Source organism: Streptomyces sp. NPDC056169, from assembly GCF_042268445.1.
Taxonomy (GTDB): domain Bacteria; phylum Actinomycetota; class Actinomycetes; order Streptomycetales; family Streptomycetaceae; genus Streptomyces.
In genome coordinates, this window is sequence record NZ_JBHJUO010000014.1 from 239,135 (window position 1) to 254,442 (window position 15,308).

A 15,308-nucleotide genomic window follows, 5' to 3' on the forward strand; every position below is an offset into this window, starting at 1 on the left:
GGATCCGGGTGGTGTGGGACGGCGGCGACGGGCAACACGGAGTGACAGAGCACGAAGCCCGGTGGCACTCGCCCTCGACGGAAGGAAGGCAGCCATGGCGTACGACATCTGGACCTACAGGGAGACCGCGGCCCCTGCAGCACGTCTCGACCTGACCGGGTACAGGGTCGAGGCCACGGACGGGTTCGCAGGCACGGTCGACACGCACGAGCCCTCGGCCGGCCGCGCCCATGTCGTGGTGGACACGGCTCCCTGGATCCCCGGCAGACGCGTCATCGTTCCGGCGGGGGTCGTGACCGCGGTCGACCCGGCCACGGAGAGCCTCCACATCGGCTGTTCCAAGCAGCAGGTCGAGGAGGCCCCTCCCTTCGAACCCGGCCCCGACCGCGACCGCGACGACGAGCCGCACCGGATGGGGCTCGTCGACTACTACCTGGCGTTCTTCCGATAGGCGATCCCCCGCAGGAACGTCCCCGCCCTTACGATCCGAGGAGAATCCCATGAGCGCACTGCTGACCCGTATCAAGCGATTCGCCCACAGCCCTCAGGGCCGTAGCGCGGCGGCGTCCGTCCGACGGGCCGCCGCCGACCCCCGCAGGCGCACCCAGGTCCAGCGCCTCCTCACCAAGCTGCGGGGCCACCGCTGACGGCCCCTCACCCGGCCCGACAGGGCCGGTGGAACGACGCCCCGCGCGACGTACGGCGCGGGGCGTCGCCGCGCGCGGCGCCCGCCCCGGTCAGCTGTTCCGGCGCATGACGAGAAGGCCGCCGGGGCCGGCTCCGGTGACCAGCGGCGAAAGGCGGGCTGGTGCCGGTGGAGAACGACACTCCGGGCTCGGTCCTGGCCAACGTGCCGGCCTCGCCCCATCGCCTCGCGCCCCGTGCGATCCCCGAACTCGTGCAGGACGCCGGTCGGCGGCTGGGCTGTCCGGTGCCCGCGCGTACCTGGCCGACCTCCAGCAGCGCGATCTGGTCGCGCTCCCGGCTCCCGAGCAGGCGCGCAGGTTCGTCGCCGACGGCGGGACCGCGGACCTGGAGACGCCGCCCGTCGACAACTCGCTCGCCGGACGCGCCTACCCGTACCGAGACCGTGCAACTGAGCCGACTGGACACCGACGGCCCCGGACGGACGGAATGGATCCCGGTCGTGGACGGCATCGGCCGCGTGGGGGTGCTGCGCGTGACCGCGCCGGAACTCGACGGGTCCCTGCTGCGCCGGTGCGAGGCCCTCGCCGACCTGATCGCCATGATCCTGGCGGCGAAGCAGCCGTACAGCGACCTGTTGGCCGAGACCATGCGCCGGACGATGAGCCTGCAGGCCGAGCTGCTGTGGGCGTTCCTGCCGCCGCGCACCATCGGCACCGCGGCGGTGACCTCCAGCGCCGTCCTCGAACCCGCGTACGAGGTGGGCGGGGACGCGTACGACCACAGCCTGGCCGGACCAGTGCTGCACCTGACGCTTCCGGACGCCATGGGCCACGACCTCGCGTCCGGCGGCTGCAGCGCCGCGGCGCCGGCTGCCTGCCGATCCGCCCGGCGAGCCGGCGGCCGCCTCGACGACATCGCGGTGGAGATCGACCGCACCTCGGACCGCTGGATCCCGGGGCGACTGCTGACCTGCGTCATCGCGAAACTCGACACCACCACCGGCCGGCTGGACTGGATCAACTGCGGTCACGCTCCCCCGCTGCCGATCCGCGACCGCCGCGTCGTGACCGGCGCACTCGACCGCACCCCCCATCCGCCACTCGGGGGCGGGAAACCGGCGGATGGCGCGGCCGCATCACTCCCGGACAGACCGGCTCGGCAACGAACGCCTCCGGGAATGTCGGCCGTCCGATGGACGGATGAGAAGCCGTTCGCTGTCGCTGAGCCACATGCCCCAACGCCACATGCCACATGCCACATGCCACATGCCACAACGCCACAACGCCACAAGGGTCGGATCGACGATCACCGGATCGGGCACGGTATCCACCCGCACGTCGCGCTGCCCGTGCCGGGTCAACGCCCTCGTGTTCCTCTCCTCGCTCTCGGCTGCGCTCGGCATCCGGCGGCTGCCCGGTCGCGGCGATCCGCTGCGCTCCGCCTCCCGCCGCCGGAGCGCCTGCCCGTGCAGGGGACGGCGGATCAGACCTCGCGCCACGTGGACTGGCCGAAGGAGAACGCCCCGAAGAGCGCGAGACCGACGGCCACGGCGACCAGAAGCCACGGGCCTGCCGGGGCCTCTGCGAACGAGCGGATCGCGTCGTCCATGCCCTTCGCCTCGCCCGGATCGGACTGACTCGACGCCTTCAGACCGAAGAAGCCGACGGCGGCGAACACGAGCCCGCGCGCGACGCCGCCCGCTGTGCCCGTCACGTCCATGAAGCGGCGCTGCAGCTTGGACATCCGATGCCGTTCCAGATGCTTCCGGTACTTCCGCAGCACAGCCCGGCCGGCGATCCACAGCCCCGCGCCCAGGATGCCGATGGCCACCGCCCCCACCCACCACGGGCCGCCGGGCAGTGACAGCAGACGGCTCGTGAGGTCACGGCTCTGCCTGTCGGTCGAACCCGCCCCGCTCCCCCGGTCCCCCGCCGCGAAGGACAGGACGAGGAAGGTTGAGACCGCGTAGAACGCAGACCGGCAGCCGGACAGAGCGCGCTTGCCGGGGCGGTCGCCCTTCGGCCCGGCGGCCCCGAAGACCGCCTCCGAAAGCCGCCACAACGCCATGCCGGCGAGGCCGACACCGAGGGCCCAGAGCAGGACGAACCCGAACGGCGTCGAGACCACCTCCGCGAGGGCCCCGCCCCGGTCGGCCTGCTCGCTCGTGCCCGTCAGGCCGATGCGTACGGCCAGGGCTCCGACGAGAAGGTAGAGCACCCCTCGCGCCACGAAGCCCGCCCTCGCACCTGCCCGTACGACCCCACCGCGGTCCGCTCCTCTCGCCACTTTCGTGGACGACTCTCCTGTGGTCATGACCGGTCACTCCCCTCGGGTTGGAACCTTCGGGTGCCCCCGTCTCCCCGATCCGAACCTGGCCGACCCGCCACACGTCGTCGCGCCGGGGAAGGGGCCTACTCGCGGGGCTGACAGCGTTTCAACTGCCGCCGATCGGTCAGCCGAATGGCATGACACCCACAGACAGCAGGAATGACATGGACGGCTGGCGCGCATCCGCTGCCTGCCAGGACATCGACCCCGACCTCTTCTTCCCGGTGGGGACCGGCGCCCCTGCTCTGGTCCAGGCCGAGGAGGCCAAGGAAATCTGCCGAGGCTGCCCCGTTCAGGAGGCCTGTCTCAACTGGGCCATGGACGACTCCCGCCAGGTGACAGGCGTGTGGGGCGGTCTCGACGACAACGAACGCCGCGCCCTGAAGCGGCGGCTGCGCCACCGCGCGGTCAAGGCGCGGTGAGGATCCCGCCCGAACAGAGGGCTCGTGCGACCCGCGGGTTCCTCCGGACGGTACGAATGCCGTCCAGTGGCGTCGCGGCCGGTTCCGAGCCGCGAAACCTGGGTCCTACGCGATGCGGGTTCTCGGTCTCGGCAGGGCATCCGGTGGCCGGGCCGCAGCCTTTGGCCGATGGTGAACGTGTGGCGCATCGACCTGTCTCCCCTCGACGAATGACCACCGGCCTGCGGCTGCGGACGGACGGATGTCGAGAACGTGCCACCGGCTCCGTCCCCGGGGCATCAGCGGCCACCACCGGTCGCACGAGGAAGAAGGAGAGACCAGGATGGCGATTCAGCGGATGGACAACGTCGGCATCGTCGTCGACGACATGGATGCCGCCATCGCGTTCTTCGTGGAACTCGGTATGGAGCTGGAGGGCAGGGGGGAGGTCAAGGGCCTCTTCGCCGACCAGTGCACCGGACTCGAAGGCGTCCACTGCGACATCGCGATGGTCCGGACCCCCGACGGCCACAGCAGGCTCGAACTGGCGAAGTACCGCAGCCCCGCGGCGACCGGCGACGGGCCGCGCCACCGGCCGCACAACGTTCTGGGCACGCACCGCGTCATGTTCGCCGTCAACGACATCGAGGACACCGTCGCCCGCCTGCGCCCTCACGGCGCCACACTCGTGGGCGAGATCGCGCGGTTCGAGGACAGCTATCTGCTCTGCTACGTCCGCGGCCCGGAGGGCATCATCGTCGGACTGGCCGAACAGCTGAGCTGAGAAGGCGTCGCCGGGGGACCGCAGGTCGTATGAGGCCGTTGACTGAAGAGTCTGGGGCGGGGTCCGCCGCGAAGCACGGCCGTCAGGGGTGCGTACCGGGTCACGTTCCGTCAGGTGGCTGCCCACGGTGGTGTTCCGGTCGACCATGAACGCTTCGAACTGTTCCAGGAGCTGGGGCGGGTAGTGCGACATCGCCGCGTCGAGGCGGTGGGCCAGCGGGCCGAAGAACTCGTCCGCCCGTTCCTGGATGTGCCCGCCGCTGCGCAGCGTGACAATGCGCCGGTCGGAGTGTCCGCGGGCGCGGGTGGTGTGCCCTGCAGTTGACGCTGATCCGGCCGCCGGTCTCGGTGGTGATCTGTGGTGTCCGTCGCGAACCAGCGCACCGGAGTGGCCGGCGAGACTGATGACGGCGTTCTCGCCGCCCCAGCAGCGGTCACGGGACCGGGCGATGCCCGCCTTGTCGCAGCCCTTGTACGAGCGCTCGATGAAACCGGGGTCGTAGCCCCATCCCTCGCCGACCCAGGAAGCCTGCGGGTTCTGCGCGGAGTTGCGGCCGTCGACGCCGGAGGAGTCGTACCCCAGGGTGACGGCGGCGATCCGCCACCGAGGGCGGGAGGCAGGTCGATCGGGTAGGAGTAGGAGAATCCTCCCGCGTTGCCGCTCGCGCTCCAGGCGGAGGAGGGGTTGAGGGCGTGGCGCTGTACGAGCCGCCCGCTCCGGAGGCCACGGCCTCGACGGCGAGGACCGTCACGGTGCCGGAACTGGTCCACGTGCCGGCGGCGGCGCTGTCGGCACGGGTGAACCCCGCCCCCGCCTTCACGCTCAGCGGCACCGATCCGTCACCCTCGACGGGCGGCCCGAACGTCTCCGGACTCACCTGCTTCCGGATCAGCACCAGCCCCGACCCCGGTCGTCGGCTGGAAGTGCGGGGACCCCGGTACGAAACTCGCCGACTCCAACGGCAAGGCCCTCTACGAGGCCGTCCCCGGCGCGTGGGGCACCAACATGCTCTGCGTACAGGCCCAGAACAACGCGGGCAACTACAGTCAGCCGGCCGTCTACACCTCCTACGCCCCCACCCAGCCGGGCCTTCTGCCCGTCTTCGGCGACACCAACGGGGACCGGACGAGCGACGTCCTGCTGCCGGACGCCGCCGGCAACCTGCGGATCATCGGTGGCAACACCGACCCCGACACCACCCCTCGGCCGGATCCGCGGCCGCTCCGGGCAACGACGCGACGCACAGGGCGACCTGGTCCTCGGCCGCTGTCGAGTGGCGGGCGCGGACCACTCTCCGTACACCGGGAAGATCAGCGACGTCACGGTCCACGCCAACCCGACGGACCCGTGGTCCGGCCGCTCCGGCCCTGTCGTTTCCGGGGCCCAAGGCAGCAAGTGCCTCGACGACTACCAGGGCGGTACGGGGCTCACCAACCCGATCGTCATCTGGGACCGCAACGGGACGCTCGCCCAGAAATGGGCTCTGTCGCCACGCGGCTGACGCGTCACTCCCACGACGGCGTCGGGCGAGAGCGGTGTGATCGCCCCTTCCGGGTCAGACCGTGGGAGCGGAGACATCCGGAAGACGGGGGCCGGGCCTGCGAGGCCCGGCGCTACTGGTCAGCGGCCTGAGCCGCCGCCCACCAGCGCCGTCCAGGTGGCGATGCCGGCGATTCCATCGGCTGTAAGGCCTCGGGACTTCTGGAAGGTCCTCAGCTTCGTCTCCGTCCCAGCGCCGAATACGCCGTCAGCGGTGACCGCGTGGCCGTTGTCGGTGAGCTGACGCTGGAGCGCGGTGACCGCCCGCCCCTTCGCCCCGGCCTTCAGGGTGACCACGAGACGGGCCCAGGTGGCGGGCCCGACGATGCCGTCGGCGGTCAGGCTCTGGGCCCGCTGGAAGGCCTTGACCTGCTGCTGCGTACCCTCGCCGAACACACCGTCCGCAGCTGTCGCGTATCCCCTCGCGCCGAGCAGGAGTTGGGCCGTGGTCACGTCCGCACCACGCTGCCCCGCCTTCAGGGTCGGCCAGGAGGCACCGGGCTGGGGCCGCGGGGCACCGCCGCCCAGGTGTGCCAGGGCGCGCAGCTGGGCGAGGGTGCCCTGGTAGACGTTGCGGTCGGCGCTACCGACGGCGCCGTTGCGGCCAGGCATGCCGGGCACCCGCTCGGTCTCGGTGTACTGCCAAAACGTCCAGGCTCCGGCACCCGGTACGTTCTGCGGCTCTTTCGCGCCACTTCCGTACCGGGCGAGCCACAGCGGATAGCCCTGGAAGACCTTGCCGTTGCCGCCCATGCAGTCGTTCACGAACGAGGCCCGGGTATAGACGATCGGGGTCACTTTGAACGCCGTCTTCACACGCTGGAGGAATGCCCTCAGCTGATCGGCGCGCAGGGCCTTCGGGCAGACCTCCTTGCCGTTGACCCACACACTCTCCACGTCGAGGACGGGCGGCAGTTCTCCGGCCCTGCTGCCCGTGTAACCGGCCGCGCGGGCGGTTCGGACGAAGTGGTCGGCCTGCGCGGCGCCGTCGCGGGTGCTCTTCGGGTCGAAGAAGTGGTACGGCGCCCTCATCAGGCTTGTCGCGGCGACGGCCTTGTGGTCGCGGACGAACCAGGGGTCCCGGTAGCTGCTGCCCTGGGTGGCCTTGAGGAAGGCGAAGGAATTGCTCCGTGCGACGCGCTTCCAGTCGATGGCCTTCCCGGTCCCGTCATGGTTGTGATGGCTGGTGTCGACTCCCTTCACGGCATACGTACCCGGGTGGGCGGCGGCACTCGGCTGCGCGTCGGCGAGTGCGCCGCCGACGGCGAGGGTCGCGGTGACCAGGGCGGCGACGACGGCGTGCGATGCGCGGCCGGTGCGGGCATGGCTGAACACAGATGTCTCCTTGGAAGAGGCGATCGATCGATCGCGAGGGGGTGGTTGGCTCAACAATGCGCCCACTGGTCGAGCGGGTCCTAGACTTTCAGGCCGTCAGCTGATTCATGCACAGGTCATGTGCCATGCATGGGTGTTGACCTGGCCTTATGCAACCGGTTCTGGGGGGAGCGCATCAATGGGCGTGGATGGCGGCGCACCCGCGGCGGACGCGAAGCAGCGGCTCGCCCGGCTCCTGCGGGGCTGGTGGGAGCAGCACCCGGGGAAGGTCACGCAGGAGGCGCTGGCCCGGCGGATCACCGAGCGTGGGGCCCGTACGAGCCAGGAGATGCTGTCCCGCTATCTGCACCGGACCCGTCCCACGCTGGCCCGGACCGACGTGATCCGCGCGATGCACGAGGTCCTCGGCCGGGCAGCGGAGGAGCTGGCCTCGGCGCTCGCCTTGCACGAGGAGGCGTCGGAGGCGCCCGGATCGGCGCCGGCGGCCGTGTCTCCCCCGCAGTCTCCGCCTGCGCCCGCACCTCCGCTCAGGCCCGTATCTCCGGCTCCGGCTCCGGCTGCGCCTTCGGCTCCGGCTGCGCAGGGACATGCGCCTGTGACTGCGGCTGCGGCTGCGGCTGCGGCTGCGGCTGGAGTTGCGCGTGCTTCTGAGGGGGGTGCGGTGGTGCCCGAGGTACCGGGCGAGGCGGAGGACGAGGTTGTCCCGGCTGTACCCGACGATCGTGGTTCGGTGCCCGCTCCGGATCCTGAGCCCGTGGCCGCCTCTACGGCTGTACTCGCGCCTGCCGCGTCGACCACCTCCGGATCGCGTGTCGCCCGGACGCTCTGGATCGCGCTCGCCTCGTTCGTCGTTGTCGGCATGTCCGTGGTCGGTGCCGTCGTTCTTGACGGCGACACGGACCGCCGCAAGGAGGCGCGGCCGCCCGCCGGGCCGCCGGCGTCCTCCTCCTTCCCCGTCTCCGCCGCGCCGACGTCCACCGCCGAGTGCCAGGGCGCGTCCTGCTTCGGCATGGACCCGAAGTACGCCGTCTGCCAGGAGGATGCCGTCACCTACTACACGGGCAGCGGGCACGGCATCCGCGTGGAGCTGCGGTTCAGCGCGATGTGCCAGGCCGCATGGGCCAAGATGAGCGGCACCTCGCAGGGTGACGTCGTTCGGGTCACGAACAATGCCGGGCGTTCGAGGCACTACACCCAGCAGTGGGGCCATGACGCCCACAGCACGATGGTCGAGGCGCTGAACCCGGACGACGCGAAAGCCTGCGCCCGTACCCCGCGCGGAGAGGTGTGCGCCACGGTGCCGGTGTCGCGCTGAGCCACACCCCTCCCCCGATACATAAGCGCTGGTCAGAGCCATGCATAGGTCGCCGCGCATAGGTGCATGAGGGAGCGGGGGCGGAACGCTGGCCGGTGTCGTGCGGCGTCGTGCAGAGTGAGGTCACGGCCGCCGGAGCGGAACGCATCCCTTCTTCTCACGCCCTGTCGAGGGCGTGGTTCCGCCCGCATCCGGCAGCGCCGCACCCATCCCCTGCTCGCCCCTTCGCTGACCAAGGAGTCACGCATGTCCTCGTCCACCGTACGTACGGCCGCAGCACCCAAGACCACCACTCGTCTGATCGCCTCCGTCCTCGCCGTGGCCGCGCTCACCGGCACGGGGCTCGCCTCCGGTGCCGCGGCCGGCGCCGTCCCTGCCACAGCGCCCGCCGTCGCCCCCGTCGCCGCTTCCGTGGCCCAAGCGGCGGACGTGTCCTGGCCGACCCTGAAGTCCGGGGCCCGGGGCGCGGAGGTCACTGCGCTGCAGCACCTGCTGGTCGCACGGAGCCACTCCGTGGCCGTCGACGGGGCGTTCGGCCCGGCGACCGGCCGTGCCGTCACCGCGTTCCAGCGGGCCCAGCGGCTGGCCGCCGACGGCGTCGTCGGCTCCGCCACGTGGAGCAAGCTCGTCCCGACCCTGCGCGAGGGCGGCCGGGGCCCTGCGGTGAAAGCCGTACAGACCCTGCTGACAGCGCGCGGCCAGAAGGTGACCGTCGACGGCACTCTGACGGCGACCGTCGCGGCGAAGGTGGAGGCCTTCCAGAAGTCCTGCGGTCTCACCGCCGACGGCGTCGTCGGCCGGCAGACCTGGGCGGCGTTCCTCTCCGCCCGGCCCGCGGCTCCGGTCGGCTCTCGGGCCACCACCGCGCGGAAGATCCTCGGCACGTCCGGCATCACCCTGGCCACGGGGCACCCCGGTGGCCGGCACGCCGGATCGACAGCGAAGCAGAACGTCGTCGACACGGCCGACGCAAAGGGCGCGCTCACCAGCCCGTGGGGCGACAAGCCCAACCGCAGGGTCGTCCTCGACACCCGGATGCTGAACGGCCTGCTGAAGTTGCGTACGCAGTTCGGCTACCGGATCTCCGTCTCCGAACTCGTCGGCGGCGACCACAGTTCCAACTCCAAGCACTACGCGGGTCTGGCCATCGACATCAGTTACATCAACGGTCGTCACGTGGGCGACGGCGCCCCGCACCGGGGCCTGATGGCGGCCTGCCGCCAGCTCGGCGCAAAGGAGGTACTCGGCCCGGGCGACGCCGACCACGGCCGCCACGTCCACTGCGCCTGGCCGCGCTGAGCCACGCACTGGCCTCGGGGCGGGGTCCGCACGGAACCCGCCCCGAGGCGTATGCGGCGCGGGCGGGTAGCCCGATCTCCTGGACTTCTGCAGGATGCTCCGACAGCGCTCCGCGCAGGTCGAACTGGCCGTCAGTGCCGCGGGAACGCCAGTGCCGTCGGAGCCGGCCCCAGCGTCGTCGTGCCAGGGGGCGACCGGTGGCCCAGCCCCGTGCGGTACGCATCCAGCGCGGCCTCGGTGCGGCCGCCGCGGCGCAGAAGGTCGCCCAGCAGACGGCACAGATCGGCGAGGTCGCCGCTCGCGCCGCTGCGCTCCAGCAGCCCCATCGCCATGACGTAGTGCTCCTCTGCGGTCTCGCTGTCCCCCCGCTCCTCGGCGATCAGCCCGAGCAGCCTGTGCGCACCCCCCGCGTGCACCGCGCCGTGCCGGTCACCCAGCTCAAGAAATGCAGAGAGCAGATCCGACGCCTCGCCGTGCCGTCCGAGCCGCCGGAGGACATCGGCCAACTCCACCTCCACCTGCGCGGTGAACAGCGCCGCGCGTCTGGCGTTCAGAATGTCCCGGGCGGCGCGCAACTCCTTTTCAGCTGCCGCCAGTTCTCCGCTCTGAGCCTGGACATAGCCGCGCATCCAGTGGCAGTGTGCGAGATCGGTACGCAGGCTCAGCTGCTGGTAGATCGCCTGCGCCTTGGCCAGTGAGGCGTCCGCGTCAGCCGTGCGCCCCTCGGCGAGGAAGGTGCGGGCCACCTGCCGGTGCATGCCCGCCACCAGCGCCGGGTCGTCGACCTGCGGAGCCAGCGCCAGGGCGAGCTCGGCGGCGTGCGCGGCACGGGCGTGGGCACCCATGTCCATGTACGGGCCGATCACGGCGGCGTACAGGACGACCAGCGCCTCGGGGTCGGCCAGGCCGCTCGCGCCGAGCTCGTCGATGGTGGACTCGAGGAGGTAGCAGGCGTAGCGCAGCTCCCCGGCCAGGAGGTGTGCGACGGCACGGCCCCGGATCGCGCGTGCGCGGCGGGGCAGCGGCTCGTCGGCGAGGAGCCGCTCGGCGGCCTGGAAGTGGTGGCCCGCGCCGACCAGTTCACCGGCCTCCAGGGCACAGTCGCCGAGCCCGAGCAGCGCCTCGGCCTGCTCGGGCACGAGTCCGAAGTGCTCCGCGTCGGTGAGCAGGCACCGGTAGCGCACGGCGGCCTCCTCCGCCGTCCCGGTGGCCAGCTGCTGGTGCGCGTCGACGAGAGCGAGCCGCAGCTCGGTGGCGAGGTGCGCGGGCCGGCCGGTGGCCAGTTCCTCGTACGACGCACCGAGCCGCTCCGCGAGGAAGCGCAGCGCGGTCTCCGAGGGCCTGACCTTGCCCGACTCCAGCGTCGAGACGTACGCGGGAGTGTACGAGGGCTCGGCCAACTGCCGCTGCGTCAGCCCGCGTTGAGCGCGCAGCCGCTGCACTCGGCGGCCGATCGCGGCCGGATCGTCCATGGGGACCCCCTGGTTCGTGAACTGCCCAGTATCCAGAAGCAGTAGGCATTGCGCACGCCCTCGCCTTCCCCCTAGGTTAAGCGACTCGTTCAGCACATTTACTGATGCACTTAACTCGCCTGACAAGGGGCTGATTTCATGCGTTCAGCACGACGAGGAGCCATGGCGGCCGGAGTGGCCGTCGCCCTCACGGCCGTACTCGCCGCCGCCCCCGGCAGCGCCGCCGCGGACCCGACGACACCTCCCACTGCCGGGGTCGAGGTCGAGATACCGGGGCCGGAACACGGGACGCTCGCCGGATCCGGCCACACGAATGTGCCGCCGGAGGGCCGGAACCAGACGGCCTCCCGCCTGACAGCGACCGAGGTGGCCGCCGACGGCGAGGTGGCCAAGATGGTCGACAACGGCCCCACCGCCGACCGGCTCGACATCGTCGTCGTCGGAGACGGCTACACCGTCGCCGAACTTCCCCGCTTCCACGCCGACGCCCAGCAGAAATGGGCCGAGCTGACGGCCGTCGAGCCGTACACCACCTACCGCACCCTCTTCAACGTCTGGACCGTCGACGCCGTCTCGAACCAGTCCGGCGTCTCCGGCGACCCCTCTCCCGACACCCTCCGCGACACGGCCCTCGGCTCGTACTTCTGGTGCGACAAGATCGAGCGGCTGCTCTGCATCGACCAGGACAAGGTCGACGGATACGTCGCGAAGGCGCCGGAGGCCGACCTGGTGCTCGTCCTCGCCAACAGCACCAAGTACGGCGGCGCGGGCTACAACGAGCGCAGCGAGACCCTCGGCTACGAGGGCATATCAACGGCCTCAGCGGGCAACGAGAAGTCCGGCGAGGTCGCGATCCACGAGACCGGCCACTCCCTGGGCAAGCTCGCCGACGAGTACTTCTACCTCGACTACCCCGACTACGAGCGGTACCTGGGCCCCGAGCCCGCCGACTCCAACATCACCACCCTCACCGTCGACGACCTGGCCGACCGGGGCGCCAAGTGGCACCGCTGGCTCGGTGAGCAGTCTCCCGACGGCGGCACCGTCGGCGCGTACGAGGGCGGCGGCTACTACGTCACCGGGCTGCGGCGCCCCACCGAGAACTCCCTGATGCGCTCCCTCGGCAAGCCCTTCAATCTGCCCGGAGTGGAGGCAATGATCGCCGGCTTCTACCGCGAGGCCCGCATCGCCTCCCCCGTCACGGCCACCGATCGCACCCTCCGCACGGGCGACACCGCCAAAGCCCTCGTACCCCGGCTGACGGGGGCGGACGGGCGTCAACTCACGATCCGGTGGTACCTGGACGGCCGGGAGATGAAGTCTCTCGCGGGCCGCACCGACGTACGAGTGTCCGACCTGGCCCTGCGGCCGCTCGACCGTCGGACGCACACCCTGTCCCTCACCGCCGAGGACCGTACGCCCTCGGTGCGGGACCTCGGCATCGCCCGGACGATGAGGTCCACGGTCAGCTGGACGGTCCGGCGCTGACGGGTCCGGCGGGCATGCGTCGCGGTTCGTGGCCAGCTCCCGGACGCCGTCGAGGAACGCGACGCAGTGGCGGTTTCACCAGACCCGCGGCATGTTCGATCCGGCAGCCGCTGCCCACACACACTGAGCCGCGCTGTGTCCCCTGCCTCCCGCCCGCGAGGAAGTCGATGCGGCTCGGGCAGGGCTACGGGCTGCTCTACCTGGCCTTTCTGCTCCGCGAATTCCCGCACCGCACGGAGATCTGGGGCCCCGACTCGCCCTGGACACCCGCACTGGCAGCACAGCTCTTCGACTAGACGGGCTGGAACAGCATCCTGACGCTGTCCGACAGCCGTGCCTACTTCGAGCTCTGCTACGTACTGGCTCTCGTCACGTCCGCGCTGTTCACGCTGGGTTGGCGGACCCGCATCATGTCCGTCCTCTTCGCCGTCGTGGTGATCTCGTTCCATGCGGGAGCGATCTTCATGACGGATGGGGGCGACAACCTGGTCCTGCTGATGGTGCTGTATCTCGTTCTCACCGCTTGCGGTCGGCGCTGGTCCCTGGACGCACGCCGAGACCGGCTCAGGACGGCTCGCGCGGCCCAAGCGCCGCAACCGGCGAAGGGCTTCTACGCGCAGCAACTCAAGGACGCTCGCATGACCTTGACCACGGTGGTGCACAACTGCGGCATCCTCGTCATCGCCACACAGGTCTGCGTCCTCTACGGATCGGCCGGCTTGTACAAGGTCCAGGGTTCCACCTGGGGCGGCGGCACCGCTCTCCACTACGCGCTGAACCTCGAACCGTTCCAGCCCTGGCCCGCGCTCGCCCACCTCGTGGACGAGTTCCCGATGGTGACCGCCAAGCGGCAGGACCAGGCTCAGTACCCGCCCAGGCGGGACCGGAGGCACCGGCCTCCAAGTATCGGGCCGTTCGGGGTGGATAGACCCTTGCCGTTTGTCAAGCCGCGAGCAGGTGGGCGGTGTGAGTTGGTACCGGCGTCCGTCGAGGCGTCGATCCGGCCGGGGCCATAGGGATGGACCGGCTGCCAGGCCTTCGCCCACTCGCCTTCCATGTCAGCGAACACGCCGCGCAGCCGGATGTGGTCCTGCGCCACCATCTGACGCCCGGCCCATGGGCCGACCCTGGTCGTCATCGCTTTCGGCCAGGAGCTCCCTGATCCGCTCCAAGGTCGCCCTGGAGATGGTCGGACCCCGTTGCAACCATTGATCAAGCCACTCAGCGTTCGCCATCATCCCTGGTCAGCCGCCTCCACGTCTACGGAATTTCATCAAACTCCCCCCACAGCGCTTTCGGAGGAGTTAAGCAATCAGGCATCGGCCGCGAGACCCACAAGATGATGCTGGACCAGTACCAGTCGACTAAGAACCTCCTGGTCAGCTAATCGCCGAAGAAGCTCGGCTTCTTCTGAGCACCTTGGGCGAGTCGTACCTGGAGGTGCTGCGCAAGGGGCCGAGACCGCAAACCACGAAGCTCACTGCGGCGCTGAAACCGGAATGCACGCGACGAACACCCCACCCGGTCCCTTGCCGTCCAGGGGACGGTACGGGCCAGAACCCAGACTGAGGGGAGGGCCCGGACCGGCCAGGCCCGATCCGGTTCGCCGGCGTCAGCGCGGCGCGGAGGCGTGGCCCCGGTCCGCACCTCAGAAGAGCACCTCCTCCTTGACCGGCTCGTCCTCCTCGAAGGGCAGAAACACGATCCCACCCAACTCGACCTCCTGCTCGGACCCGTGACACAGAACGAAGTCCCAGGCGCGCTCACGGGGCCGTTTCTGGCAGAAAGCGAGGGGCGGGTAGCTGATCAGGCGAGCCGTTTGAGGACGGCTTCGACGGCGTCGATGAGGGCATCACCCTCGGTTCCGGGGCGCCTGATCAGCCCGAGTTCGACGTCGGGGAGCGCGGGAAGGCCGTGTACGACGGTGCCCGGTTCGACGGTGGCCGGAAGGAGGGCGGCGGCGCCGAGGCCGGCGCGGACGGCCGCCCGGACGCCGGGCAGGCTGGTGCTCTCGAAGGCGGTGCGCCAGCCGCGTCCGGCGGCTTCGAGGGAGTCAAGGAGTGGTTGGCGCCAGCGGCAGGGCTGGGAGAAGAGGACCAAGGGGAGGGGGTCGAGGGTGGTGTCCAGGCTGGGGGCGGCGGCCCAGGTCATAGGGAGGCGCACCGTCCACCGGGGTGGCTCGGGGAGATAGGACGGGTCGCACAGGGCCAGGTGTATGCGTCCTTTGCCATATGCCTCGCGGAGTACGGGGCCGGGGCCGCTGATCAGCTCCAGGGTGGCCCGGGGGTTCATGCGGGTGAAGTCGGCCAGGGCCTGAGGGAGCGGCGCCGTGGTGAGGTCTTCGAGCAGGCCCACGCCGCAGTGCCCCTGGACGGCTGGGCCGGTGGCGCCGAGCGCCTGGGTGGACAGGGCCAGGATGCGTTCGGCGTACGGCAGCAGCGCCTCGCCGGCCTTGGTGAGGGTGACGCCGGTGGCGGCGCGGTGGAGGAGTGGCTGTCCGACGGTGCGTTCCAGCCTGCGCAGTTGCTGGCTGAGTGCGGGCTGGCTGTGCCCGAGCGCGGTGGCGGCGCGGCTGATGCTGCCGGAGCGGGTGCAGGTGACGAAGACCCGCAGCTGTGCCATGTCCAGATCCGATCCCATAACCAGACGTTATGTGGGATCTCCGGGATTAGCCAGTTCCTTCTGGCCTGGTGGGCTCG

Annotated in this window: 14 protein-coding genes and 2 pseudogenes; 12 read left to right on the plus strand and 4 right to left on the minus strand. The window is 70.8% G+C overall.

Annotated elements, in window-relative coordinates; all coding sequences use genetic code 11:
* Window positions 1-94 precede the first annotated feature (94 nt).
* The 3 genes and pseudogenes from ACFC0G_RS24555 to ACFC0G_RS24565 form a co-directional block, all read left to right on the plus strand.
* Complete coding sequence (locus ACFC0G_RS24555) at window positions 95-451, plus strand: PRC-barrel domain containing protein (protein ID WP_376406685.1); 357 nt, start codon at window positions 95-97, stop codon at window positions 449-451.
* Window positions 452-500: 49 nt separating this feature from the next.
* The gene (locus ACFC0G_RS24560) at window positions 501-647 is read left to right on the plus strand and encodes a hypothetical protein (RefSeq protein ID WP_266975921.1); all 147 of its coding nucleotides are present in this window, start codon (window positions 501-503) and stop codon (window positions 645-647) included.
* A 659-nt stretch (window positions 648-1,306) separates the two neighbouring features.
* Window positions 1,307-1,756: pseudogene (locus ACFC0G_RS24565) on the plus strand (SpoIIE family protein phosphatase); the annotation flags it as partial.
* 374 nt (window positions 1,757-2,130) lie between these two features.
* On the opposite strand, the gene ACFC0G_RS24570 reads toward ACFC0G_RS24565, so the two are convergent.
* Window positions 2,131-2,961 carry a DUF1206 domain-containing protein gene (locus tag ACFC0G_RS24570; protein ID WP_376406688.1) on the minus strand — a complete coding sequence of 277 codons (831 nt, stop codon included), beginning with the start codon at window positions 2,959-2,961 and terminating at the stop codon, window positions 2,131-2,133.
* Window positions 2,962-3,140: 179 nt separating this feature from the next.
* Here ACFC0G_RS24570 and ACFC0G_RS24575 point away from each other — a divergent pair, with 179 nt between their 5' ends.
* The 4 genes from ACFC0G_RS24575 (at window position 3,141) to ACFC0G_RS24590 (ending at window position 5,662) form a co-directional block, all read left to right on the plus strand.
* On the plus strand, window positions 3,141-3,398 hold the full coding sequence (locus tag ACFC0G_RS24575; protein ID WP_376406788.1) for a WhiB family transcriptional regulator: 258 nt from the start codon (window positions 3,141-3,143) through the stop codon (window positions 3,396-3,398).
* 322 nt (window positions 3,399-3,720) lie between these two features.
* Complete coding sequence (locus ACFC0G_RS24580) at window positions 3,721-4,161, plus strand: VOC family protein (protein WP_376406690.1); 441 nt, start codon at window positions 3,721-3,723, stop codon at window positions 4,159-4,161.
* 114 nt (window positions 4,162-4,275) lie between these two features.
* Window positions 4,276-4,485 carry a hypothetical protein gene (locus ACFC0G_RS24585; protein ID WP_376406692.1) on the plus strand — a complete coding sequence of 70 codons (210 nt, stop codon included), beginning with the start codon at window positions 4,276-4,278 and terminating at the stop codon, window positions 4,483-4,485.
* Window positions 4,486-5,335: 850 nt separating this feature from the next.
* Complete coding sequence (locus tag ACFC0G_RS24590; RefSeq protein ID WP_376406694.1) at window positions 5,336-5,662, plus strand: hypothetical protein; 327 nt, start codon at window positions 5,336-5,338, stop codon at window positions 5,660-5,662.
* Between the two features lie 119 nt (window positions 5,663-5,781).
* Here ACFC0G_RS24590 and ACFC0G_RS24595 read toward each other — a convergent pair whose 3' ends face one another.
* A complete protein-coding gene (locus ACFC0G_RS24595; RefSeq protein WP_376406696.1) occupies window positions 5,782-7,035 on the minus strand; it encodes a GH25 family lysozyme in 1,254 nt (417 codons plus the stop codon).
* Window positions 7,036-7,789: 754 nt separating this feature from the next.
* Between ACFC0G_RS24595 and ACFC0G_RS24600 the strand changes: the two genes are divergently transcribed.
* Together ACFC0G_RS24600 and ACFC0G_RS24605 are read left to right on the plus strand one after the other, a co-directional pair.
* Entirely contained in the window at window positions 7,790-8,350 is a 561-nt protein-coding gene (locus ACFC0G_RS24600; protein ID WP_376406698.1) for a DUF2690 domain-containing protein, read from the plus strand.
* 246 nt (window positions 8,351-8,596) lie between these two features.
* Entirely contained in the window at window positions 8,597-9,649 is a 1,053-nt protein-coding gene (locus ACFC0G_RS24605) for a peptidoglycan-binding protein (protein ID WP_376406700.1), read from the plus strand.
* 131 nt (window positions 9,650-9,780) lie between these two features.
* On the opposite strand, the gene ACFC0G_RS24610 is transcribed toward ACFC0G_RS24605, so the two are convergent.
* Window positions 9,781-11,121 (minus strand): helix-turn-helix domain-containing protein, encoded by a 1,341-nt coding sequence (locus tag ACFC0G_RS24610; protein ID WP_376406702.1) that lies wholly within the window; start codon window positions 11,119-11,121, stop codon window positions 9,781-9,783.
* A gap of 138 nt (window positions 11,122-11,259) precedes the next feature.
* Here ACFC0G_RS24610 and ACFC0G_RS24615 point away from each other — a divergent pair, with 138 nt between their 5' ends.
* From ACFC0G_RS24615 to ACFC0G_RS24625, 3 genes and pseudogenes are all read left to right on the plus strand, one after another.
* Window positions 11,260-12,609, plus strand: coding sequence for a M64 family metallopeptidase (locus tag ACFC0G_RS24615; protein ID WP_376406704.1), 1,350 nt, complete (start codon window positions 11,260-11,262; stop codon window positions 12,607-12,609).
* A 182-nt stretch (window positions 12,610-12,791) separates the two neighbouring features.
* Window positions 12,792-13,454 (plus strand): annotated as a pseudogene (locus tag ACFC0G_RS24620) (HTTM domain-containing protein); the annotation flags it as partial.
* Window positions 13,455-13,816: 362 nt separating this feature from the next.
* Window positions 13,817-13,996: an aldehyde dehydrogenase family protein gene (locus ACFC0G_RS24625; protein ID WP_376406790.1), complete on the plus strand. Its 180-nt coding sequence runs from the start codon at window positions 13,817-13,819 to the stop codon at window positions 13,994-13,996.
* A gap of 419 nt (window positions 13,997-14,415) precedes the next feature.
* Here the strand turns inward: ACFC0G_RS24625 and ACFC0G_RS24630 are convergent, their stop codons facing one another.
* Window positions 14,416-15,249, minus strand: a complete 834-nt coding sequence (locus ACFC0G_RS24630) for a LysR family transcriptional regulator (RefSeq protein WP_376406706.1) — start codon at window positions 15,247-15,249, stop codon at window positions 14,416-14,418.
* Window positions 15,250-15,308 lie beyond the last annotated feature (59 nt).